This window comes from Nonomuraea sp. NPDC049646, assembly GCF_044465525.1.
Lineage (GTDB): Bacteria > Actinomycetota > Actinomycetes > Streptosporangiales > Streptosporangiaceae > Nonomuraea.
In genome coordinates this window covers 69,232-89,127 of record NZ_JBITLU010000001.1, presented here as the reverse complement: position 1 = coordinate 89,127, position 19,896 = coordinate 69,232, and the positions used below count along the sequence as shown (strand labels likewise).

18 protein-coding genes are annotated in these 19,896 nt (G+C 72.6%); 9 read left to right on the top strand and 9 right to left on the bottom strand.

The features are described from left to right. Positions 1-3 precede the first annotated feature (3 nt). Entirely contained in the window at positions 4-1,602 is a 1,599-nt protein-coding gene (locus ACIBQ8_RS00430; RefSeq protein WP_397190568.1) for a serine/threonine-protein kinase, read from the top strand. A gap of 73 nt (positions 1,603-1,675) precedes the next feature. After that, entirely contained in the window at positions 1,676-2,029 is a 354-nt protein-coding gene (locus ACIBQ8_RS00425; RefSeq protein ID WP_352351545.1) for a hypothetical protein, read from the top strand. Positions 2,030-2,157: 128 nt separating this feature from the next. On the opposite strand, the gene aceA is transcribed toward ACIBQ8_RS00425, so the two are convergent. Further along, positions 2,158-3,444, bottom strand: a complete 1,287-nt coding sequence (gene aceA / locus ACIBQ8_RS00420; protein WP_397167797.1) for an isocitrate lyase — start codon at positions 3,442-3,444, stop codon at positions 2,158-2,160. A gap of 267 nt (positions 3,445-3,711) precedes the next feature. On the opposite strand from aceA, the gene ACIBQ8_RS00415 reads away from it, so the two are divergent. After that, the gene (locus ACIBQ8_RS00415) at positions 3,712-5,184 is read left to right on the top strand and encodes a helix-turn-helix domain-containing protein (RefSeq protein WP_352351541.1); all 1,473 of its coding nucleotides are present in this window, start codon (positions 3,712-3,714) and stop codon (positions 5,182-5,184) included. Between the two features lie 34 nt (positions 5,185-5,218). Then, entirely contained in the window at positions 5,219-6,166 is a 948-nt protein-coding gene (locus ACIBQ8_RS00410) for a glucosyl-3-phosphoglycerate synthase (protein ID WP_397190567.1), read from the top strand. Positions 6,167-6,429: 263 nt separating this feature from the next. On the opposite strand, the gene ACIBQ8_RS00405 is transcribed toward ACIBQ8_RS00410, so the two are convergent. After that, positions 6,430-7,002, bottom strand: coding sequence for a TetR/AcrR family transcriptional regulator (locus ACIBQ8_RS00405; protein WP_397190566.1), 573 nt, complete (start codon positions 7,000-7,002; stop codon positions 6,430-6,432). A gap of 87 nt (positions 7,003-7,089) precedes the next feature. On the opposite strand from ACIBQ8_RS00405, the gene ACIBQ8_RS00400 reads away from it, so the two are divergent. Beyond that, entirely contained in the window at positions 7,090-8,292 is a 1,203-nt protein-coding gene (locus ACIBQ8_RS00400) for an MFS transporter (RefSeq protein WP_397190565.1), read from the top strand. Positions 8,293-8,456: 164 nt separating this feature from the next. Here the strand turns inward: ACIBQ8_RS00400 and ACIBQ8_RS00395 are convergent, their stop codons facing one another. Next, positions 8,457-9,707 carry an MCE family protein gene (locus ACIBQ8_RS00395; protein ID WP_397190564.1) on the bottom strand — a complete coding sequence of 417 codons (1,251 nt, stop codon included), beginning with the start codon at positions 9,705-9,707 and terminating at the stop codon, positions 8,457-8,459. 140 nt (positions 9,708-9,847) lie between these two features. On the opposite strand from ACIBQ8_RS00395, the gene ACIBQ8_RS00390 reads away from it, so the two are divergent. Beyond that, positions 9,848-11,056 (top strand): acyl-CoA dehydrogenase family protein, encoded by a 1,209-nt coding sequence (locus tag ACIBQ8_RS00390; RefSeq protein ID WP_397167790.1) that lies wholly within the window; start codon positions 9,848-9,850, stop codon positions 11,054-11,056. Positions 11,057-11,148: 92 nt separating this feature from the next. On the opposite strand, the gene atpE is transcribed toward ACIBQ8_RS00390, so the two are convergent. From atpE to ACIBQ8_RS00365, 5 genes are all read right to left on the bottom strand, one after another. Continuing rightward, positions 11,149-11,382 carry an ATP synthase F0 subunit C gene (atpE, locus tag ACIBQ8_RS00385; RefSeq protein ID WP_352329951.1) on the bottom strand — a complete coding sequence of 78 codons (234 nt, stop codon included), beginning with the start codon at positions 11,380-11,382 and terminating at the stop codon, positions 11,149-11,151. A gap of 206 nt (positions 11,383-11,588) precedes the next feature. Next, entirely contained in the window at positions 11,589-13,160 is a 1,572-nt protein-coding gene (locus tag ACIBQ8_RS00380) for a M28 family metallopeptidase (protein WP_397167787.1), read from the bottom strand. 141 nt (positions 13,161-13,301) lie between these two features. Further along, the gene (locus tag ACIBQ8_RS00375; RefSeq protein ID WP_397167785.1) at positions 13,302-14,213 is read right to left on the bottom strand and encodes a cation diffusion facilitator family transporter; all 912 of its coding nucleotides are present in this window, start codon (positions 14,211-14,213) and stop codon (positions 13,302-13,304) included. Continuing rightward, positions 14,213-14,602 (bottom strand): ArsR/SmtB family transcription factor, encoded by a 390-nt coding sequence (locus ACIBQ8_RS00370; RefSeq protein ID WP_397167783.1) that lies wholly within the window; start codon positions 14,600-14,602, stop codon positions 14,213-14,215. The genes ACIBQ8_RS00375 and ACIBQ8_RS00370 overlap by 1 nt, the downstream gene beginning before the upstream one ends. A 66-nt stretch (positions 14,603-14,668) precedes the next feature. Further along, positions 14,669-15,979: an aminotransferase class V-fold PLP-dependent enzyme gene (locus ACIBQ8_RS00365; RefSeq protein WP_397190563.1), complete on the bottom strand. Its 1,311-nt coding sequence runs from the start codon at positions 15,977-15,979 to the stop codon at positions 14,669-14,671. A gap of 241 nt (positions 15,980-16,220) precedes the next feature. On the opposite strand from ACIBQ8_RS00365, the gene ACIBQ8_RS00360 reads away from it, so the two are divergent. The 3 genes from ACIBQ8_RS00360 to ACIBQ8_RS00350 all read left to right on the top strand — a co-directional run bounded on the left by ACIBQ8_RS00360 (position 16,221) and on the right by ACIBQ8_RS00350 (position 19,111). Next, positions 16,221-16,685: a hypothetical protein gene (locus ACIBQ8_RS00360; RefSeq protein WP_397167779.1), complete on the top strand. Its 465-nt coding sequence runs from the start codon at positions 16,221-16,223 to the stop codon at positions 16,683-16,685. A 90-nt stretch (positions 16,686-16,775) separates the two neighbouring features. After that, positions 16,776-17,867: a PLP-dependent cysteine synthase family protein gene (locus tag ACIBQ8_RS00355; RefSeq protein WP_397167778.1), complete on the top strand. Its 1,092-nt coding sequence runs from the start codon at positions 16,776-16,778 to the stop codon at positions 17,865-17,867. Further along, a complete protein-coding gene (locus ACIBQ8_RS00350; RefSeq protein ID WP_397190562.1) occupies positions 17,864-19,111 on the top strand; it encodes an MFS transporter in 1,248 nt (415 codons plus the stop codon). The genes ACIBQ8_RS00355 and ACIBQ8_RS00350 overlap by 4 nt, the downstream gene beginning before the upstream one ends. 16 nt (positions 19,112-19,127) lie before the next feature. Here ACIBQ8_RS00350 and ACIBQ8_RS00345 read toward each other — a convergent pair whose 3' ends face one another. Further along, positions 19,128-19,811 (bottom strand): copper resistance protein CopC, encoded by a 684-nt coding sequence (locus ACIBQ8_RS00345; RefSeq protein WP_397190561.1) that lies wholly within the window; start codon positions 19,809-19,811, stop codon positions 19,128-19,130. Positions 19,812-19,896 lie beyond the last annotated feature (85 nt).

Genomic DNA, 19,896 nt, shown 5'->3' with positions numbered 1-19,896 from the left:
GGCGTGCGACCGCTTACGGTGGGCGACCCGGTCGTCATCGGCCGGTACCTTCTCCTCGGCCGCCTGGGGACGGGCGGGATGGGAGTGGTGTACCTGGCCGAACACCCGCAAGGGGGCCTGGTCGCGCTCAAGACGCCGCACGCGGTGCATCTCCACGATGCCACGTTGCGGGCGCGTTTCGCCGAGGAAGTGGCTTTCTCGCGGAGATTGGTGCCCTTCTGCACCGCCGCCGTCATCGAGGACGGGGTCGAGGACGGCCGTCCGTACCTGGTCACCGAGTACATTCCGGGGCCCGCGCTGTCCCAGGTGGTCAAGGCCGGGGGAGCGCTCACGCCCGACCTCGCCTACGGCGTGGCGCTCGGCGTGGCCGCCGCGCTCGTGGCCGTGCACGAGGCCGGTCTGGTGCACCGCGACCTCAAGCCCGGCAACGTGCTGCTGTCGCCCGCGGGGCCGCGGGTCATCGACTTCGGCATCGCCCGCGACGTGGACACCCTCGCCGCCCACACCCAGGCCGGCCAGGTCATGGGCAGTCCCGGCTGGGTGGCGCCCGAGCGGCTGACCGGCGGCCCGGCCCTGCCCGCCTCGGACGTGTTCGCCTGGGGCTGCCTGGTGGCCTACGCCGCGAGCGGGCACCACCCGTTCGGCGGCGGCGAGGCGGACGTGCTGACCCGGCGCATCCTGTTCGACCCGCCGCGGCTCGACGGCGTGCCCGTCCTGCTGCGCCCGGCGGTGGAGGCGGCGCTGGCCAAGGATCCGGGCTCGCGTCCCGGATCGGCCGCCCTGCTGCGGGCGCTGCTGGCGTCCGGGGGTGTGGGGGATCCGTGGGACCTGCGCCGGGCGGTCTCCGACGTGCTGGACGGGAGCTGGGCCGAGGTGCCCCATCCGGCGGCCTGCGGCCCGGTCACGCCGGCGGAGGAGCCGGCCGGGTCCGAGCGCGGGAGCAGGCGCGGAAACGGGCGCGGGAACGGCCGCGGGAGCCGGCGCGGGGACGGGCGGGGGAGTGGCCGCAGGGGCAGGGCCAAGGCCGGGGCGCACCTGTCGCACGCCGGCTTCGCCGCGCTGGCCACGGTCTCGATCGCGGCGGTCACCGTGATCGCGGCCTCGGGCGGGGACGCCCTGAGCCTCGGCGGCGGCTCGCTGCTGCCCGAGCCCGCGGTCGTCCAGCCGCAGGACGGCGCCCGCACGACCGAGCGGCCCACGGCGACCCCTGGCGGCGTCCGGCCGTCCGCGCGCGTGGCGCCTGCGGCGAGCGCGGCCACGCCGGCTGTGCCCGGCACGCGTTCCCGCACGCCGGGCGGGCAGTTCGCGATCCTCACCCCGGAGCCCGACCGGTGGACCGACGACGTCCGCCGGTCCCGGCCGTCCCGGGCCGCCCGCCCGTCCGGCACGTCCGGACCGGGCGATCTGGGCGATCCGGGCGGGGAGGAGCCCGGTCCGTGCGCCGGTCCGCCGGGTCGCCGCCGCGGGGGCGGGGGCGGGGGCCGCCGCGACTGCCCGCGGCCGTCGGGCTCGATCAGCACGATCCCCCAGGACGGCCCCGGCGAGTCGCCCGGCCCCACCGTCTCGGGCCCGGCCACCCCGACGGCCACCGGAGCGTCCTGACCGCGCATGCCTCATGATCGAGGGGAGCGGGGGAAGCGTGGTCAGCCTCCCGCACCCGAGAGCGAGGCCGTACATGAGCTACTACGACATAGAGGGCAACCCCATCAGCCCGGCGCGGGCGCAGGAGCTGCTGGCCGACCGCGCCCGGCGCACGATCGGCGACGACCGCGTCGGCACCGCCGCGGGAACGTTCCGCATCCGCACCCTGCACCTGGTGCTCGACCAGGCCGACGGCGGGACGGTGCCGCTGCTGTTCGAGTCGACCGTGCGCCTGTCGCCGCCGGGCGCCGATCCGGGGACGGGCGGCGAGGAGGTGCTCAGCCTGCACTGGTCCACCAGGCAGCAGGCCGAGGACGCGCACGCCCAGCTCGTCCGCGACATCACCGAGCGGCAGGACCTGCCGTCGTGGGCCCGGGAGGGCGGCTGAGCGCACGGCGGTCACGGGCGGTCGGCGGCGGGCATGAAAAAGGGGCCGCGCCGGGCTGGGGGAGCCGGCGCGGCCCTTCGCCGGGGAAACCATCCCATGCCCTGGAGGTGGCCGGCGAGATCAGGAAATCAGTGGTGGAACTGCTCCTCCTCGGTGGAGCCCTTGAGCGCGGTCGTCGAGGAGTCGGGCGCGACGGCCGTGCTGACCAGGTCGAAGTAGCCGGTGCCGACCTCGCGCTGGTGCCTGGTCGCGGTGTATCCGCGCGACTCGGCGGCGAACTCGGCCTCCTGGAGCTCGACGTAGGCCGTCATGCCGTCGGTGGCGTAGCCCTGGGCGAGGTCGAACATCGAGTAGTTCAGCGAGTGGAACCCGGCCAGCGTGATGAACTGGAACTTGTACCCCATGTGCCCGAGCTCGCGCTGGAACTTGGCGATCGTGGAGTCGTCCAGGTGCGCCTTCCAGTTGAACGACGGCGAGCAGTTGTAGGCCAGCATCTGGTCCGGGTAGCGGGCCTTGATCGCCTCGGCGAACTCGCGGGCCACGTCCAGGTCCGGGGTGCCGGTCTCCATCCACAGCAGGTCGGAGTAGGGGGCGTAGGCCAGGCCGCGGGCGATGCAGGAGTCCACGCCGTTGCGCACCCGGTAGAAGCCCTCGGCGGTGCGCTCGCCGGTGGTGAAGGCCTGGTCGCGCGGGTCCACGTCACTGGTCAGGAGCGTCGCGGCCTGTGCGTCGGTCCGCGCGACGATCAGTGAGGGGACGCCGCACACGTCGGCGGCCAGCCGCGCGGCGTTGAGCGTCTTGATGTGCTGGCCGGTCGGGATGAGCACCTTGCCGCCCAGGTGGCCGCACTTCTTCTCGGAGGCGAGCTGGTCCTCCCAGTGCACGCCCGCGGCGCCGGCCGCGATCATGCCCTTCATCAGCTCGAACGCGTTCAGCACGCCGCCGAACCCGGCCTCGGCGTCGGCCACGATCGGCGCCAGCCAGTGCGGCGCGTCCGGCACGCCCTCCGACCAGGTGATCTGGTCGGCGCGCAGCAGCGCGTTGTTGATGCGGCGCACGACGGCCGGCACGGAGTTGGCCGGGTAGAGGCTCTGGTCCGGGTAGGTCTGGCCGCCGAGGTTGGCGTCCGCGGCCACCTGCCAGCCGGACAGGTAGATCGCCTTCAGTCCGGCCTTCACCTGCTGGACGGCCTGGTTGCCGGTCAGCGCGCCGAGGGCGTTGACGTAGTCCTCGGTGTGCAGCAGGTCCCACAGGCGCTCGGCGCCGAGCCGGGCCAGCGTGTGCTCCTCCTGGACGCTTCCCCGCAACCGGATCACGTCCTGCGCGCTGTACGTGCGCTCGACGCCCGCCCAGCGAGGGTCGTTGTCCCACTTGTCCTGCAGCTGCTCCGCAGCTCCCTTGAGGCGATCGTTCATCGTTCGCTCCTTTGTCGTCCCCTGGGGCTCACGTCGATGATCTGCCCGGAGGCCGCAGGTCAATAGGCTTCAGGGTGGAGAAGAAGCGTCAAAGTTTCCATCATGTGCATTACTCGTGGGTATTCAGATGAGAAGAAATCGCAAGTTTTCCTGTTGGCCTAGACCAATCCTCATCCCGAGGCGCACGCGGCTCGGGCGTCCCGCTGCGACGCGCCCTGGGTGCCCAAAGGCTAGAAAATGGGCCGAATTTCTGTCTAAGATGCCTGTATGGCGTCCCTGCTAGGCGAAGAACCGCTGTCTTTGACGCAGGAGCTCGATCTGATCGCGTTCGGCCAGCGTCTGCGCCACCTGCGCAAACAGCGCGGCCTCACCCTGTCGGACCTGGGCTCGCGCGTGAGCCGGGCGCCCAGCCAGCTGTCGCTGCTCGAGAACGGCAAGCGCGAGCCCAAGCTCTCGCTGCTCAAGTCCCTGGCGACCGCGCTGGGCGTCCCCGTCGAGGAGCTGCTGCGCCGTCAGCCGCCCAACCGGCGCGCCCAGCTGGAGATCGCGCTGGAGGAGGCGCAGCGCGACCCCATCTACGCCGGGCTCGGCCTGCCCCGGCTCAAGGTGTCCGCGCGCGTGCCCAACGACGTCCTGGAACACCTGCTCGGCCTGTACGGCGAGCTGCGCGCCCGGCAGGCCCGCGGCACCGCCACGCCCGAGGAGGCCAGGGCCGCCAACGCCGAGCTGCGGCGCAGGCAGCGCGAGGTGGGCAACTACTTCCCCGACATCGAGAAGGCCGCGGCCGAGGCCCTCGACGCCGTCGGCTACCGCACCGGAGCCCTGTCCCAGAGCACGATCCAGGGCCTGGTCACGCACTTCGGCTACACCGTCCACACCGCCCAGGACCTGCCGCGTTCGGTGCGTTCCATCACCGACCTCCGCAACCGGCGCATCTACGTCAAACACGAGCAGCTCGGCATGCACACCCCGCGCACGATCCTGCTCCAGACGCTCGGGCACCTCGCGCTCGGCCACGGCAAACCGCGCGACTTCGCCGACTTCCTGCGCCAGCGCACCGAGGCCAACTACTTCGCCGCCGCCGTGCTCGTGCCCGAACGGGCCGCCGCCCCCTACCTCCAGGAGGCCAAGGCGGCGCGGGCGCTGTCGGTGGAGGACCTGCGGGACGTGTTCGCCGTCTCCTACGAGATGGCCGCCCACCGCTTCACCAACCTGGCCACCCACCACCTGGGCCTCGTCTGCCACTTCGTGCGCAACGACGCCGGCGGCACCATCTACAAGGCGTACGAGAACGACGGCATCGTCTTCCCCGCCGACGAGCAGGGGGCCATCGAGGGGCAACGGATGTGCCTGCAGTGGTCGGGGCGGCAGGTGTTCGCCTCGCCCGACCGGTTCTCCGTGTTCTACCAGTATTCCGACTCGCCGACCGGCACCTATTTCTGCGTCGCGCACGTCGATCCCTCGCGGGAACGGGACTTCGCGATCACGCTGGGGGTGCCGTACCGGGAGTCGCGGTGGTTCCGGGGCCGGGAGACCACCAACCGGACCAAGTCAAGCTGCCCCAACGGCGATTGTTGCCGCCGTCCGCCCGCTGAGCTGGCCGAACGCTGGGAGGGCTACGCCTGGCCGTCCGCGCGGGCCAACTCGCACATCCTGGCCGCCCTGCCGCCCGGGTCGTTCCCGGGTGTGGACGAGGCGGACGTCTATACCTTCCTGGAGCGTCACGCCACCCTCGCATAAGCTGACAAGCGGGGGAACGGGGGAGGTGTCGCACATGCTGCCTGATGTGCGGAAATGGTGGCATCGCCGAACGTCGTGCGCCGCGGACTGGCCGCTGCGCGAACTCGTCGCGGCCAAGGGGGGAACCACGGTGAGCGTGGTCCTGCCGGCCCGCGACGAACGGGAGACCGTGGGGGAGATCGTCCAGGTGATCCGGCGCGAGCTGGACGGCCTGGTGGACGAGCTCGTCGTCATCGACTCGTGCTCGGCCGACGACACCGCGCGCGTGGCGGCGCGGGCCGGGGCCGCCGTGCACGCCCAGCGCGACATCCTGCCCGAGCTCGCACCGCTGGAGGGCAAGGGCGAGGCACTGTGGAAGTCGCTGGCGGTGACCTCCGGCGACGTGGTGGCCTTCGCCGACGCCGACATCAGGCACTTCCGCGCCTCGCTGGTCGCCGGGGTGCTCGGGCCGCTGCTCACCGATCCCACCGTCGCCTACGCCAAGGGCTGCTACGACCGTCCGCTGAACGGCGCCCCCAACGGCGGCGGCCGCGTCACCGAGCTGGTCGCCCGCCCGCTGATCAACCTGCACTGGCCCGAGCTGGCCGGGTTCGTGCAACCCCTCGCCGGGGAGTACGCCGGCCGCCGCTCGGCCCTGGAACGCGTGCCGTTCCTGACCGGGTACGGGGTGGAGCTCGGCCTGCTCATCGACCTGCTGGACCTGGCCGGGCTCGACGGCCTGGCCCAGGTGGACCTGGGCTCGCGCGAGCACGCCCCGCAGTCGACGGAGGCGCTCGGGGGGATGGCGGCCCAGATCATGCTGGCCGCGTGGTCGCGGCTGCGGCGCCAGGGGAAGATCGAGGCCCGTGATGCGCCGGGGGTGGAGCTGGCCCAGTTCCGGCGGTGCGAGAGCGGCCACGACGTCCTGACCCGCCAGGTCGCCATCGGCGAACGCCCCCCGATGCTCACCCTCCCCCGCCCCACCCGGCCCTCACCAACGTAACCACCTCACCCTGTCGTCTCGCCGCTGTGAGGGGCCCGGCTTGTCGCGCCGCTGACGTGAGGGGCCCGGCTTGGCGCCCCGCCGACGGGTCGGGCCAGCCTGTCGCGCCTCCGGCGCGACCGTTCCGGCCGCCCTCGGTCCGGCCTGTCTCCCCGTCGACGTGACGGACTCAATCACCCTCGGGCCGCCCTTGGCGCGCCTTCGCGATCGTGCCGGGGGGCCGGTTCGACGTGTTCGCCCCTTGGCCGGATGGGGGTGAGGGGTTACTTGAGGGCTGCTGTGACGAAGGCGCCGATCTGGTCGCGGATGGCGTCGTGGTCTTCGGCGTCGTCGCCGAGCATGATCCGCCCGAGCTGCGGCATCATCGACGGGAACAGCGCGAGCCCGGTCAGCATGAACAACGTGCGCGCCGTCGCCTTCGACGGCTCCTCCCCGCGCCCCTCGGCCAGCGAGGCCGCCTTGCGCGCGCACCGCTCGACCCTGGCCTCCTGGCCGGGCAGCAGCTCCTGGCCGCGGTAGTTGAGCGCCTCCCACATGAGCAGCCGGACCAGGTCGGGATGGCGCCGGTAGTAGTCGGTCAGCCGGGCCACGTAGTCGACGGGGTCGGCGCCGGGCAGGGCGATCTGCGACGTCAGGTCGTCGAGCGCCTCGTTGATGACGGCGTCGAACAGCTTCTCCTTGTTGCCGAAATGCCCGTAGATGCGCTCTTTGTTGACGCCGGCACGCTCCGCGATGCGATCCACGCGCGCCCCTGCCACGCCGTACGCGGCGAACTCCTCGCGGGCGGCTTCCAGCAGGGCGGCGCGGGTGGCGGCGGTCGAGACCTTGGGTGACATGCCCCCATTCTGCCACCAACAACTAGTTGGTTGAAAACCAACTAACCAGTTGACGTCCAACTGGTTGGTTGGCTAACGTCCTCTGCCATGGCACTCACGCTTCCCCGTACGGAGGCCGCTCCGGCAGTCCGTACCGATTACGCCCGTTTCGGCCGCACCCTGTTGGCGTTCACCCTCACCGCGGTCCTGTGCAGCGGCCAGTTGTACATCGTGATCCCTCTCCTGCACGACATGGCGACCGGCTGGCACACCTCGCCCGGCGGCCTGACCTGGCTGGTCACCGCGTTCGGCGCCGGCTACGGCATCGGGTTCCTGGTGTTCGGCCCCCTTTCCGACCGGTACGGCCGCCGCCGTCTGCTGCTGGCCGGTCTGCCGCTTGCCGCGTTGACCAGCGCGTTGGTGGCGTTGAGCCCGAACGTCGAGGTGGCCCTGGTGTTGCGTGCCCTGCAGGGGGTGGCCGTGGCGATGTTTCCGCCCGCCGGCATGGCCTACCTGGCCGAACGGCTTGAGCCGCGGCGCCGCGTGATCGCCATCGCCGCGGTGACCGGCGCTTTCCTGGCCTCGGCCGTGTTGTTGCAGGTCGCCGCGCAGGTGCTGGTCGAGACGATCGGCTGGCGGGGGCTGTTCCTGCTGTCGGCCGCAGGTTTCGCCCTCGCGGGGCTCGGCCTGCGCGCCGTCATGCTGCCCGACCTGCCGCGCCAGGCGGCCGGGTCGCTGCTGTCGGCCTACCGCGCGGTGCCCGGCCTGCTGTTCGACCGGGTGCTCGCGCTGCGTTACCTGGCGACGGTCATGCTGATGGCCGGGTTCGTCGCCGTTTACACCGGGTTGCAGATCTACGGGGGCACGTCCGCCGCCGACCTGCTCACGTTGCGCGCCTCCGGGCTGCCCTCGATCGTGCTGATGCCGGTGCTCATGCCGTGGCTGGCGCGGGTCCCCACCACGGCCAGGGCCGCCGCGTTCCTGGCCGTGGGCGCGCTCGCCCTGGCGGCGGTCGCGTTCAGCGGGGCCGGCGCGCTCGGCCTGGTGCTCCTGCTGGCGGTGTATGTCGCCGCCATCACCGGTGGCCTGCCCAGCATGAACGAGGCCATCTCCGCCCAGGCCGGACCGGCCCGCGGCACGGCGCTCGCGCTCTTCTCCTTCGCCCTCGCCGTCGGCGGCAGTGTCGGTCCGCAGCTCGCGGCCGCCTTCGGCGGGTTCACCCCGCTGGTGTACGGCCTGGCGATCGGCATGGGCGTGGCCGCCCTGGCCGTCCTCACCTCCGCCCGCCGCTCCACCCGCACCGCCCGCTGACCCGCCCTGTACTGCCCACTGCTCCACCCGTACCGCCCGCTGACCCGCCCCCTACTGCCCGCCGACCCTCGTACCGCCCGCTGATCCGTTCAGATCCGTCCCTTCAAGGCCCTCATCAGACGCTCCGGCCCGGCGCCTGGTGGGGGCCGGTCTGCGTGTGGCGGTCAGTGGGTCGTGACGAGCCCGCCGAGCGACAGGTCGGGGCGGTCGACCCGCACATCGGGCAGCAGCCACGACGTGTCGATCGCCACCGTGTCGTTGAGCGCCCGCGCCAGGGGATTGAGTGCGCCGAGCAGCGACTCGCAGTCGCCGTCCATGGAGTGGGCCAGCGAGCACAACCACATCGCGACGTCGTCGGTCTGGCCGTTGAGGTTGAACCGGGCCCGGAACGTCGCGCTCACGGGGTCGTAGGCATTGTTCGCGTTGTTCAGGGCGAGCGGCGCGGTGTCGAGGAACGTGCCGATGGACGCGCGCTGACGTACCAGCAGGGTGGTGAGGTGGGCGAGATCGCGGGTGTTGGCGGCGATCTCACCTCTGTTGTCCTCGACGAAGTCGGCGACCTGCGTGAGCGTGGAGGACAGCTGACCCAGCACCGCGCGCAGTTCCTCGCGCTCGCCGTCGAGCTGCGCCGACACGCCCGCCAGGTCCTTCATGAACGCCCGGATCCGCGCGTCGTCGCGGGCCATCGCCCCGGTGATCGTGGCCAGGTCGCGGACGGTCTGCGCCAGGTCGTCGCCGTCGCCGGCCAGCACGGAGGCCGCGTCGGACAGGCCCCGTACGGTGGCCCCCACCGTCTCGCCCTGCCCGCCGAACGTGCCCGCCGAGATCCGCAGCAACCGCGCCAGCGCCCCCCGCTCATCCGCCGCCACACCACCCGCCCGTGGCCCTGGCGAGCCGGGCCATGAGGAACCGGGTTGCGGAGAAGGCGATGGCGAGCCGGATCGCGGCGAACCGGGTTGCGGGGAGGGCGGAGGGGGACCGTTCTCGGGCGGAATCGGTGGGGCGAGCGCGGCGGTGAGCTGGTCGTAGCCGCGTAACGCCTCGTCGATCTCGACCGGCGAGCGGCTGTGGCTCAGCGTGCCGCCGTCCTGGAGCACGGGCCCGCCCCGGTACGGCGGCGTGAGCTGCACGAACCGGTCGGCGATCAGCGACCGCGCCACGATGACCGCCTGCGCGCCGGCCGGCACCTTGCGCCCGGCGTCAAGGGCCAGCTCGACCCGGACCTGGGCGCCCGCCGGACGGACCGCGGTGACCCGCCCGACCCGCACCCCGAGGACCCGTACGTCGGAACCGGGATACAACCCCACGGCGGCGTCGAAGTAGGCGACGGCACGGACGCCCGCGACCGGCCTGAGCAGCAGATACGCCGCCCCCAGCGCGAGGACGGCGAGAAGTGCGGCGAGCCGGCGGTCCATCGGCCTTCCTCGATCGACATGGGCGTACGGTGACCAGAACATTACCGTGAGTCGCCACGCCGTCGCACCTTCCGGCTGAGCCTTACTCGCCGGTAGGGTGTTACCGACGGTAACAATGGAACGGCCAGGGAGTGGACGCGATGACCGGGTTCTGTCCGGAGCTCAGTGACGACGTGATCGAGGTGCGTGACTGGGTCCACGCGTTCGCCCGCGACGTGATCCGCCCCGCGGGCGCCGAATGGGACGAACGCGAGGAAACCCCCTGGCCCGTGATCCAGGAGGCGGCCAAGATCGGCCTGTACTCGCTGGACTTCTTCGCCACCCAATGGTTCGAGCAGAGCGGCCTGGCCCTGCCGGTGGCGTTCGAGGAGATCTTCTGGGGGGACGCCGGCATCGGCCTGTCCATCGTCGGCACCGGCCTGGCCGCCGCCGCGCTGTCCGCCAACGGCACCCCGGAGCAGCTGGGGGAGTGGCTGCCGCAGATGTTCGGCACCGAGAACGACGTCAAGCTGGGCGCCTTCTGCGCCTCCGAGCCCGACGCCGGCTCCGACATCGGCGCCATCCGCACCCGCGCCGTCCACGACAACGGGGACTGGGTGCTGAACGGCGTCAAGACGTGGGCCACCAACGGCGGCATCGCCGACGTGCACGTGGTCGTCGCCTCGGTGGACCCGTCCCTGGGCACCCGGGGGCAGGCCAGCTTCGTCGTCCCGCCCGGCACGCCGGGCCTGTCGATGGGGCAGAAGTTCCGCAAGCACGGCATCCGCGCCTCGCACACCGCCGAGGTGATCCTCGAGGACGTGCGCATACCGGGCTCGTGCCTGCTGGGCGGCAAGGAGAAGCTGGACGCCCGCCTGGCCAGGGTCCGCAACGGCGAACGCGCCGGCGAGCAGGCCGCGATGCGCACGTTCGAGACCACCCGCCCGTCGGTCGCCGCGATGGCCGTCGGCATCGCCCGCGCGGGCTTCGAGTACGCCAGGGACTACGCCCGCGAACGCGAGCAGTTCGGCCGCAGGATCGGCGACAACCAGGCGATCGCGTTCCTGCTCGCCGACATGGCGACCCGCGTCGACGTGGCCCGCCTGCTGACCTGGCGCGCCGCCTGGATGGCCCGCAACGGCAGGCCGTTCGAGCAGGCCGAGGGCTCGATGTCGAAGCTGGTGGCGGGCGAGACGGCGGTGTGGGTGACCGAACAGGCGATCCAGATCCTCGGCGGCGCCGGCTACACCCGGGAACACCCGGTGGAACGCTTCCACCGCGACGCCAAGATCTACACTATTTTCGAGGGGACGAGCGAGATTCAACGGCTCATCATCGGCCGCGCGGTAACGGGTCTACCGGTCCGTTGAATAATGTGAGTCGTGGGGTGGCGTGACTCCAGAACGGTCATCGCCACCCGTCTTCAGCTCGAATTCGCCATCCGCTCAGCGGAACGCGGCGATTACTTGAGGAACTGGAAGATGAACGGCGCGACCAGCCCGATCAGCGCCAGGGCCTCGGTGAGGACGAAACCGAGCAGGATGTTCTGGCGGATCAGCGGATACGCCTCGGGCTGGCGGGCGATGGCCTGCACGCCCTGGCCGAAGATGATGCCGACGCCCACGCCGGGGCCGATCGCGGCCAGACCGTAACCGATGGCGGTGATGTTGCCGGAGACTTGAGCGAGTACGTGCATTGCGCCGCCTTTCTGGCGTCCGGTGAAGCAGTGAATCGCTGGTCTGCCTGCATTTCAACCCGTGGACGCGAGAAAGAAAATATGGCGTTTCTCCAATTTGTCCGCAAAATGCTCGTTGATCGGCGTACTGGACAAATCGATCTACATGTAGAACGCGTGAGCGGATCCTTCCGTGCGCCCGGCGCGGGCGCACGGAAGGGCCGGTATCAGCGGGTCTGCCTGCCTTCGATGGTCGCGTCGTGGATGGTCGTGGCGGCGCGGGCCTTGGCGGCCGGCCGGGCGGCGTCGGGGCCGGGCAGGTCGCGGCTGTAGGCGTAGACGACGGCCGCCGTGGCGACCGCGCCGGTGTTCAGCGCGAGCGCCTTGTCGTTGATGTTGGCGATGGTGTCGCAGGCCTGGTGGTAGCAGGGGTCGTAGGGCTGTCCGGCGGTGCCGCCGAAGATCGCGGCCTCCTCGGGCGTCTTGATGCCCTCGGCGCCGGTGAACACTCCGCCGGAGGGGATGCCGGCCTCGATGAACGGGCCGTAGTCGGAGCGGCCGTCGAAGTCGGTGCCGTTGTGCCCCTGGTGCAGCAGGTCGAAGTACTTCTCGTAGAGCTTCTCGATCTCGTCGGAGCCGGGCGGGCCCGCGGGGGCGCCGACGCCGTCGGAGTCGTCGCCGTCGTAGATCTTGAAGGCGTAGTTGGTGGAGCCGAGCATGTCGTAGTCGAGGAAGAGCTTGATCTTGGACAGTTCGGCCGCGGGCAGGGTCTCCACGTAGTGGATCGAGCCGAGCAGGCCCAGCTCCTCGGCGCTCCACCAGGCGAAGCGCAGCCGGTTGCGGGTCGGGATCTTGCCCAGGGCCTCGGCGACGGCGAGCGTGGCGGCGGTGCCCGAGCCGTCGTCGTTGATGCCGGGCCCGGCCGGGACGGAGTCGAGGTGGGCGCCGGACATGACCACCTTGTTCGGGTCGCCCCACTTGGAGTCGGCGATGACGTTGTAGGTGGTGCGCATCTCGCTGACGGTGTCGGTCTTGATGTGGATCACGCCGCCGGTCGTGGCGAGTTCCTGGCCGACGTCGAAGCTGGTGCCCAGCACGGGGATGGTGACGGGCGTGCCGAGGTTGCCGCGCAGGGTCGCGGTGCGGCCCGGCTGGCCCTCGTTGAAGACGATCACCGCCACGGCCCCGGCGGCCTTGGCGTTGTTCGCCTTGACCACGAAGTCGCAGGTGCCGCGCTGCAGCAGCGCGATGTTGCCCGGCGTGAACCCGGCGAAGTCGGCCGCCTCGCACCCGGAGTTGGACGTGCTGGGCGTCGGGCCGGGCGGCAGGACGAGATCGACGTTCTGCAGCGACGCGGTGACCTCGCCGGACGCGGAATAGGTCATGGTGGCGAACTCGCCGACGGAGGAGCCGTCGGGCGGGGTCGGGGTGAAGACGCGCGGGCTGGGGGAGAGGCGCTCCATCAGCGCCGTGGACTTCTCCTCGAAGTAGGCGATGTCGAACGGCTGGAGGGTGACGTTGTACCCGGCCTTCTTGAGCTTGGCGGCGACGTAGTCGCGCGAGGCCAGGTGGCCGCTGGTGCCGGCGGCGCGGTTGCCGTGATTGGCGTCGGCGATGCTCTGCAACGCCTGCAGATGCTTCTTCACCGCCGGCGCGGTGACCGAGTCGATCAGCTTCTTCTCGGCCGGGGCAGGCGTGGGGTCCGCCTGCGCCGCGGTCGGAAGCAGAGCCAGAGGCAGGGACAGTGCCGCGGCCGTCGCAAGGACGCGGAAGGTGCCTCTGCGCAGGGTGATGCGCATACGAGCTCCTCGAACTGAGATGAAACAGGTGTCTTTCCCGATTCAGCGGCCCAGGAGAATACATAAGCCGACAAATCCACCCGTGGGAAGAATTTGAGTCGTCCGATGTCGGACAAGTGCACCGTGGGGACTGGAGGCGCGCTACCAGCCCAGCTCGTCGCAGCCCTGGTGGTCGACCGGCTCCACCTGCAACGTGGCGTGCGCGATGTGATGGCGCTGCCGCAGCACGTCGCGGGCCCGGTCCAGGACGGCGTGGTTGTCGCCCGGCTCGGCGGTGACCAGGTGCGCGGTGGCCACGTTCATGCCGGAGGTGAGCGTCCACAGGTGCAGGTCGTGCACGTTGTGCACGCCGTCGATGGCCGCCAGGTCGGCCGCCACGGCGGCGGCGTCGATGCCCTCGGGCACGTGCTGCCCCAGGACGGCGAAGACCTGCCGCCCCAGCGACACGGCCCGGACGGCCACGAACACCCCGATGGCCAGCGCGACGACGGTGTCCCAGAACGCCTGCCCGGTGGCGGCCACCAGCCAGCCGGCCACGATGACGCCGACCGAGCCGGCGGTGTCGGCCACGACCTCCAGGTAGGCGCCCTTGACGTTGAGGCTCTCGCTCGCGCCCGAGCGCAGCAGGAGCAGGGCCACGAGGTTCACCACCAGGCCGACGGCGCCGACGACGAGCATCGGCCCGGAGGAGACCTCGGCGTGCCCGCCGATGCGGCCGACGGCCTCGATCACGACGTACAGGGCGACGCCGAGCATCAGCACGACGGCCAGCAGTGAGGCGAACACCTCGGCCCGGTAGGAGCCGTAGCTGCGCCGGCCGGTGGTGTCGGGTCGGGCGGCGATCCTGGTGGCGACCAGCGCCGCGCCGAGCGTGACGACGTCGGCGGCCATGTGCCCGGCGTCCGACAGCAGCGCCAGCGACCCCGAGACGAGGCCGTAGCCCAGCTCGACCAGGAAGAACGCGCCGATCAGGATGAAGGAGACCGCCAGCCGCCAGCGGTGCCGCGCCCCGGCGTGCCCCTGGGCCTGCCCGTGCCCGTGTCCGTGACCCATCAGCGTTCGCCCTCCCGTTCCGGGTGGATGGCCTCGGTGTGCTCGGTGTGGGCCAGCGCCAGGTCCAGCAGCATCCGCACGTGCGGGTCCTCCAGCCGGTAGTAGGCCATCCGGCCCGAGCGGCGGGCGGCCACGATGCGATGGGCGCGCAGCAGCCGCAGCGCGTGGGAGACCGCAGACTCGCTCTGCCCGGTCACCGCCGCCAGGTCGCACACGCACAGCTCGCCGTCCAGCAGGGCGACCAGCAGCTTCAGCCGGTTGGGGTCGGACAGCAGGCCGAAGACGTCGGCGGTGTCGGCCAGGTCGGCGGCGGCGGGCATGCGCTCGTGCACGGCCGCGACGCGGTCGGCGTCGACCACCTTGACCGCGCAGCCGTCCACGGCCAACACGTGGTCATCTGAAGAACTGTTCACATGTCCAACTTAGCGGGACAGGCCGGTGATCTGTCAACCGCCTCAGGCCCGCAGCCGCGGGGTCAGCCGCCGCAGCGCCGCCGCCAGCCGGTCCACCTGCGCCGCCGAGGTGAACAGCGCCGGGGTGACCCGGACGGCGTCGCCCCCGGCCATGCCCGTGCGGGCGACCGTGTAGAGGCCGTAGGTGTCCAGCAGGGTGGCGGCGACGGCCTCGTTGTCGGCCGTGGAGGTGCGGCCGGCGATGCGGAAGGCGGTGATCGCGCCGTACATGCCGGGCTCGTCCGGGGTGAGGATCTGCAGGCCCGGCAGGTCGCGGACCTGGCTCACCCAGCGGTCGCGCAGGTGCCGCAGCCTGGCCTGCTTGACGGCCGCGCCGAGCCGCAGGTGGAAGTCGAGCGCGTCGGGGACCGTGAGGGGCGCCGCGACGTCCATGGTGCCCGAGTGCACCCGCGAGCGGATGTCGCCGGCCGGGAAGCTCTCGTCGCCGAGGACGGGCTCGACGTCGGCCAGCCGGTCCCGGCGGATGTAGAGGAAGCCGGTGCCGAGCGGCGCGCCGATCCATTTGTGCAGCGAGAACGCGGCGAAGTCGGCGCCGAGGGCGGGCAGGGTGAAGTCGAGCTGCCCCCAGGAGTGGGCGGCGTCCACGACGACGTCCACGCCGCGCTCGCGGGCCATCGCGACGATCTCCCGGACCGGCAGCACCAGGCCGGTGCGGTTGTTCATGTGCGACAGCAGGAGCAACCGGGCCCTCGGGGTGGTCCGCAGGGCCCGCTCGTAGGCGTCCAGCGCCGCCTGCCGGGTGGCGGGCTCGGGCAGGACGAACCGGGCGACCGTCGCCTCGCGCCGCCCGGCCAGCCAGTTCATGGTGTGCTGGGCGGAGGGGTAGTCCAGGTCGGCGTAGAGCACGGCGTCGCCGGGCCGCAGCCGCCGGTAGCCGGAGATGAGGTTCTGCAGCGCCTCGGTGCCGCCCCGGGTGAGCGCGATCTCCGCACGGGTGACGCCGAGCAGCGCGGCGATCCGGTCGCGCACCTCGTCCGCCCTGCCCTTGTACGCCGTGCGCAGCAGGTGGGAGTTGCGGGCGTTGAGGACGTCGACGTTGCGGTGGTAGGCGCGCCGGACCGGCTCGGGCATGATCCCGTAGTAGCCGTTCTCCAGGTTGACGAAGTCGCCGCTGACCCGGAACTGCCCGGCCACCTCCGCCCAGAAGCGTTCGTCCCGGGCCAGGCTCGCGGCGTCGGCGTCGGCGTCGGCGGCGGCTTGCGGGACGGCCTGCGGGGGCGCCTGCGGGAGCGCTTGCGGGAGCGCGGCCAGTGCGCCGGCCCCGGCGATGACCGCGCGTCTGGACAGGGCCATGAGACACCCCCAAGGTCGGGCGGCGCGTAATTGTGGCCGCGCCGGCGAATGCCAGTCTCGCGGAGAGGTCGCCGCGCGGCGAAAACGGCTCGCCGTCCTTCCCGCCATCCGGCGGGAAATCGAGAAACGGAGGGCGCTCAAGGTGATTCACGGCGCGATTCCCGTGCGCCGGGAATTTCTTTACCTCGTCCTTGGCCTTTTCCCGGCGCGCCGCGCCGCGTGACGGGCATGATCTGCGGTGATGCTCACGACCAGGTCAGCTCCCGCGCTCCGCCCGCCCGCCTCGGGGGCCGGCCGGTGGTGGCCGCACGCGATGCTGGCCCTCGCCCTGCTGATCACCGTCGTGTTCGCGCACGGCGGCGCGTGCGCGGCCGTCGAGCTGTCCGAGCGGGCCCAGGCCGGGCCCGTCCCGTCCGTCCAGAGCGCCCACCTCGACGTGCACCGGCACGTCAGATGGCTGTCCGGGCGCATGCCGGTGCGCGACGCCGGATGCCTGCACGGCGAGCTGCCGCCGGGCCACCTGCACGGCACCGAGCAGGAGTGCGCGGCCACCGCGGCCACCGCCGCCGCGCCGGTCGTGGCCGCCGTCCCCGGGCTCGCCGCCGGGCGCGCGGCCGTCGTGCCGGGGTCCGTGCGACCCGCGCCGCGGGCCGCCTCGCGACAGGCCGTTTCAGGCCACGAAAATCTCCGCGTGATGCGCATATAGGACGCGCGTCTTTCGCCGCCGTCCTTTTCCACCGCGCCCGCGGCGTCCTCCGTGCCGCGCGGCCGCCGTTCATCTCGGGGATAAATACCAATGTCGTACGACACTTTGCCGCGCCCTGACATTCTGCCCGCCATCGGAAATTCGGGTATCTGCGTCACCGTCGGAAACACGCCGCTGGCCTTCGTCGCCGCGCCGTTCGTCGCGGACGGCGGCGGCTTCTGGGCCAAGCTGGAGGGCTTCAACCCCGGCGGCATCAAGGACCGGCCCGCCCTGCACATGGTCCGGCAGGCCCGCGCCCGGGGCGAGCTGGCCCCCGGCGCCACGATCGTCGAGTCCACCAGCGGCACCCTCGGCCTCGGGCTGGCCCTGGCCGGGATCACCTTCGGCCATCCGGTCGTCCTGGTCGCCGACCCCGGCATGGAACCGCTCATGCAGCGGCTGCTGGTCTCCTACGGCGTACGGCTGGAGATCGTGCCGGAGCCGCATCCCACCGGCGGCTGGCAGCGGGCCCGCCGCGACAGGGTCGCGGAGCTGCTGGCCGAGCTGCCCGGCTCCTACTGCCCCGACCAGTACGGCAACCCGGACAACGTGGCCGCCTACGCCGGGCTGGCCCGCGAGCTGCTGTCCCAGCTGCCGCACATCGACACGCTGGTCTGCTCGGTCGGCACCGGCGGCCACAGCGCGGGCATCACCCGCGAGCTGCGCCGCCACCTGCCCCGGCTGCGGCTGGTCGGCGTCGACACCGTCGGCTCGACCATCTTCGGGCAGCCCGACCGCCCTCGCCTGATGCGCGGCCTGGGCTCCAGCATCCACCCCGCCAACGTCGCCTACGACGCCTTCGACGAGGTCCACTGGGTGAGCGCCGCCGAGGCGGTGTGGGCCTGCCGCACCCTGGCCGCCCAGCACTACGTCTCCGGCGGCTGGAGCACCGGAGCCGTCAGCCTGGTGGCCCGCTGGCTGGCCGGACGGGCCGGGCCGGGCGGCTGCGTCGTCGCCGTCTTCCCCGACGGGCCCTGGCGCTACTGGAACACGGTCTTCGACGACGGCTACTGCCGCGCCCACGGCCTGCTCGGCGTCACCCCGGCCGACGAGCCCGACGAGCTGGACGACCCCGCCGAGCGCGAGGTGCGCCGCTGGACCCGCTGCGCCGCCGTCCGCGACCCGCTGGCGGGCCGGCGATGAAGGCCACGCTGGCGCAGTTCCGCTCCTTCGACCGGCCGATCCGGCTGCTGCAGATCAACCAGGCGGGCATCAACATCGGCTTCTACATGCTCATGCCCTACCTCGCCCAGCACCTGTCGGCCGGCGCTGGGCTCGCCGCCTGGACGATCGGGCTCATCCTCGGCCTGCGCAACGCCAGCCAGCAGGGCATGTTCCTGATCGGCGGCACGCTGGCCGACCGGTTCGGGCACAAGCCCATGATCATGGCGGGGTGCGCCCTGCGTACCGTGGGGTTCGCGCTGTTCGGGCTCACCACGTCGCTGCCGCTGCTGGTGGCGGCCGCGGTGATCACGGGGCTGGCTGGGGCGCTGTTCAACCCGGCGGCCCGCGCGTACCTCGCCGCCGCGGCCGGGCCGCGCAAGGTGGCGGCCTTCGCCGTGTTCAACGTGTTCTACCAGGGCGGCATCCTGCTCGGGCCGCTGCTCGGGGTGCTGCTGCTGGCGGGCGGGTTCACCGCGGTGTGCCTGGGGGCGGCGGGGATCTTCGCCGTCCTGACCGTGCTGCAGGGGTTCTACCTGCCCGCGCGGCCCCGGGAGCCGGGGCGGGCGCGGCAGCCGGTGCTGCGGGCGTGGCGGCTGGCGTTCGGTGACCGGGCGTTCGTCTCGTTCGCGGCGTCGATGATCGCTTCGTACGCGCTGTCGTACCAGATGTACCTCGCCCTGCCGCTGGCGGTGCAGCGGGCCGGCGGCGGCCAGTGGGCGGTGACCGCCCTGTACGCGGTGTCGGCGCTGCTCGGCATCGCCGGGCAGGTGCGCCTGACCGCCTGGTGCGGCGAGCGATGGAGCCGCGGCCAGGCGATCACCCGCGGGCTGGCCCTCATGGGGGCGGCCTTCCTGCCCATGGTCGCCGCCGCGCAGCTCCACCTGCCGCGGGCGGCGACGCTGACGGCCGCGCTGGTGTGCGCGCTGCTGCTCGGCGCCGGGACGCTGGTGGCCTTCCCGTTCGAGATGGCCACCATCGCCGACATGGCGGGCGAGGAGCTGGTCGGCACCTACTACGGCCTGTACAACCTGGCCTCCGGCGCGGGGATCCTGGCCGGGAACCTGCTGTCGGGCGCGCTGCTGGACGTCGCCGCCGACGCGGGCTGGGCGGGGCTGCCCTGGCTGTCGCTGACCTTCGCGGGGCTGGTCTCGGCCCTGGCGGTGGCCCGCCTGGAACACCGCAGGGCCCTGCGCCCGCGCCTGCCCGCCGCCATGGCCACCTAGAGCACCGGCGCCCCGGTCAGGGCCGGGGGCCGGCGTCCCCGCCGGCGTCGCCGGTGGCGCGCCTGCGGCGGCCGGCCACGACGGTCGCGGCCCCGCCCGCCACCAGGGCCGCCGCGGCCACCCACAACCAGCCGGGCACGCCGCCCGAGCCCGATTCCGCCTCGGCCTGGGCGACCGGCGACGGGGAGGCCGCCGGGGCGGCACCGGCCGTGGTCCCGGTCGGGCTCGCGGCTGCGGCCTCGGTCGGGGCCTCGGTCGGGGCCTCGGTCGGGGTGGCTTCGGGGGTGCTCGTGGCCGGGGTGGCCGGGGCGGTGACGGTGAAGCGCAGTTCGCCGGCGATCGGGTGGCCGTCGGAGGAGACCACCCGCCAGGCCAGCCGGTACCGGCCGGGCTCCAGCGGCGCGGCCGGCTCGGCCTTCACCGTGACGCCCTGGGCCCGCGGCTTGCCCAGCGGCAGGTTCTCGCCCGCCGGGCCGTCGAGCACGAGGGTCGGCATGGTCATGCGGGAGGTGAACTCCAGCTCGATGCTCTCCACCTGCGCGAGCTTGGCGCCGTCGGCGGGCGAGCTGCTCTTCAATCGGTCATGGGCCAGCGCGGCGGGCGCGGCGGCCAGCAGCAGCAGGACGGCGCCGCCGACGGCGACACCGGCACGAAGGGCCGCCCGGAACGGGCGACGCGCGGGACGAAGGGAAGAGGTCACTGCGAACTCCGAGGTTCCTGGATCCGGCTCGACCGCCGGATGGACATGCGGTCCGGCGCGCGACGGGACGCGAGGGGCGTGCCGC

What these genes read in the sequence shown, in the direction of transcription:
- ACIBQ8_RS00360 (WP_397167779.1), top strand. Translation starts at nt 16,221, where the DNA reads ATGCTCACGACCAGGTCAGCTCCCGCGCTCCGCCCGCCCGCCTCGGGG.
- aceA (WP_397167797.1), bottom strand. Translation starts at nt 3,444, where the DNA reads ATGAACGATCGCCTCAAGGGAGCTGCGGAGCAGCTGCAGGACAAGTGG.
- ACIBQ8_RS00390 (WP_397167790.1), top strand. Translation starts at nt 9,848, where the DNA reads ATGACCGGGTTCTGTCCGGAGCTCAGTGACGACGTGATCGAGGTGCGT.
- atpE (WP_352329951.1), bottom strand. Translation starts at nt 11,382, where the DNA reads ATGCACGTACTCGCTCAAGTCTCCGGCAACATCACCGCCATCGGTTAC.
- ACIBQ8_RS00365 (WP_397190563.1), bottom strand. Translation starts at nt 15,979, where the DNA reads ATGGCCCTGTCCAGACGCGCGGTCATCGCCGGGGCCGGCGCACTGGCC.
- ACIBQ8_RS00405 (WP_397190566.1), bottom strand. Translation starts at nt 7,002, where the DNA reads ATGTCACCCAAGGTCTCGACCGCCGCCACCCGCGCCGCCCTGCTGGAA.
- ACIBQ8_RS00400 (WP_397190565.1), top strand. Translation starts at nt 7,090, where the DNA reads ATGGCACTCACGCTTCCCCGTACGGAGGCCGCTCCGGCAGTCCGTACC.
- ACIBQ8_RS00350 (WP_397190562.1), top strand. Translation starts at nt 17,864, where the DNA reads ATGAAGGCCACGCTGGCGCAGTTCCGCTCCTTCGACCGGCCGATCCGG.
- ACIBQ8_RS00380 (WP_397167787.1), bottom strand. Translation starts at nt 13,160, where the DNA reads ATGCGCATCACCCTGCGCAGAGGCACCTTCCGCGTCCTTGCGACGGCC.
- ACIBQ8_RS00375 (WP_397167785.1), bottom strand. Translation starts at nt 14,213, where the DNA reads ATGGGTCACGGACACGGGCACGGGCAGGCCCAGGGGCACGCCGGGGCG.
- ACIBQ8_RS00415 (WP_352351541.1), top strand. Translation starts at nt 3,712, where the DNA reads ATGGCGTCCCTGCTAGGCGAAGAACCGCTGTCTTTGACGCAGGAGCTC.
- ACIBQ8_RS00395 (WP_397190564.1), bottom strand. Translation starts at nt 9,707, where the DNA reads ATGGACCGCCGGCTCGCCGCACTTCTCGCCGTCCTCGCGCTGGGGGCG.
- ACIBQ8_RS00410 (WP_397190567.1), top strand. Translation starts at nt 5,219, where the DNA reads ATGCTGCCTGATGTGCGGAAATGGTGGCATCGCCGAACGTCGTGCGCC.
- ACIBQ8_RS00355 (WP_397167778.1), top strand. Translation starts at nt 16,776, where the DNA reads ATGTCGTACGACACTTTGCCGCGCCCTGACATTCTGCCCGCCATCGGA.
- ACIBQ8_RS00425 (WP_352351545.1), top strand. Translation starts at nt 1,676, where the DNA reads ATGAGCTACTACGACATAGAGGGCAACCCCATCAGCCCGGCGCGGGCG.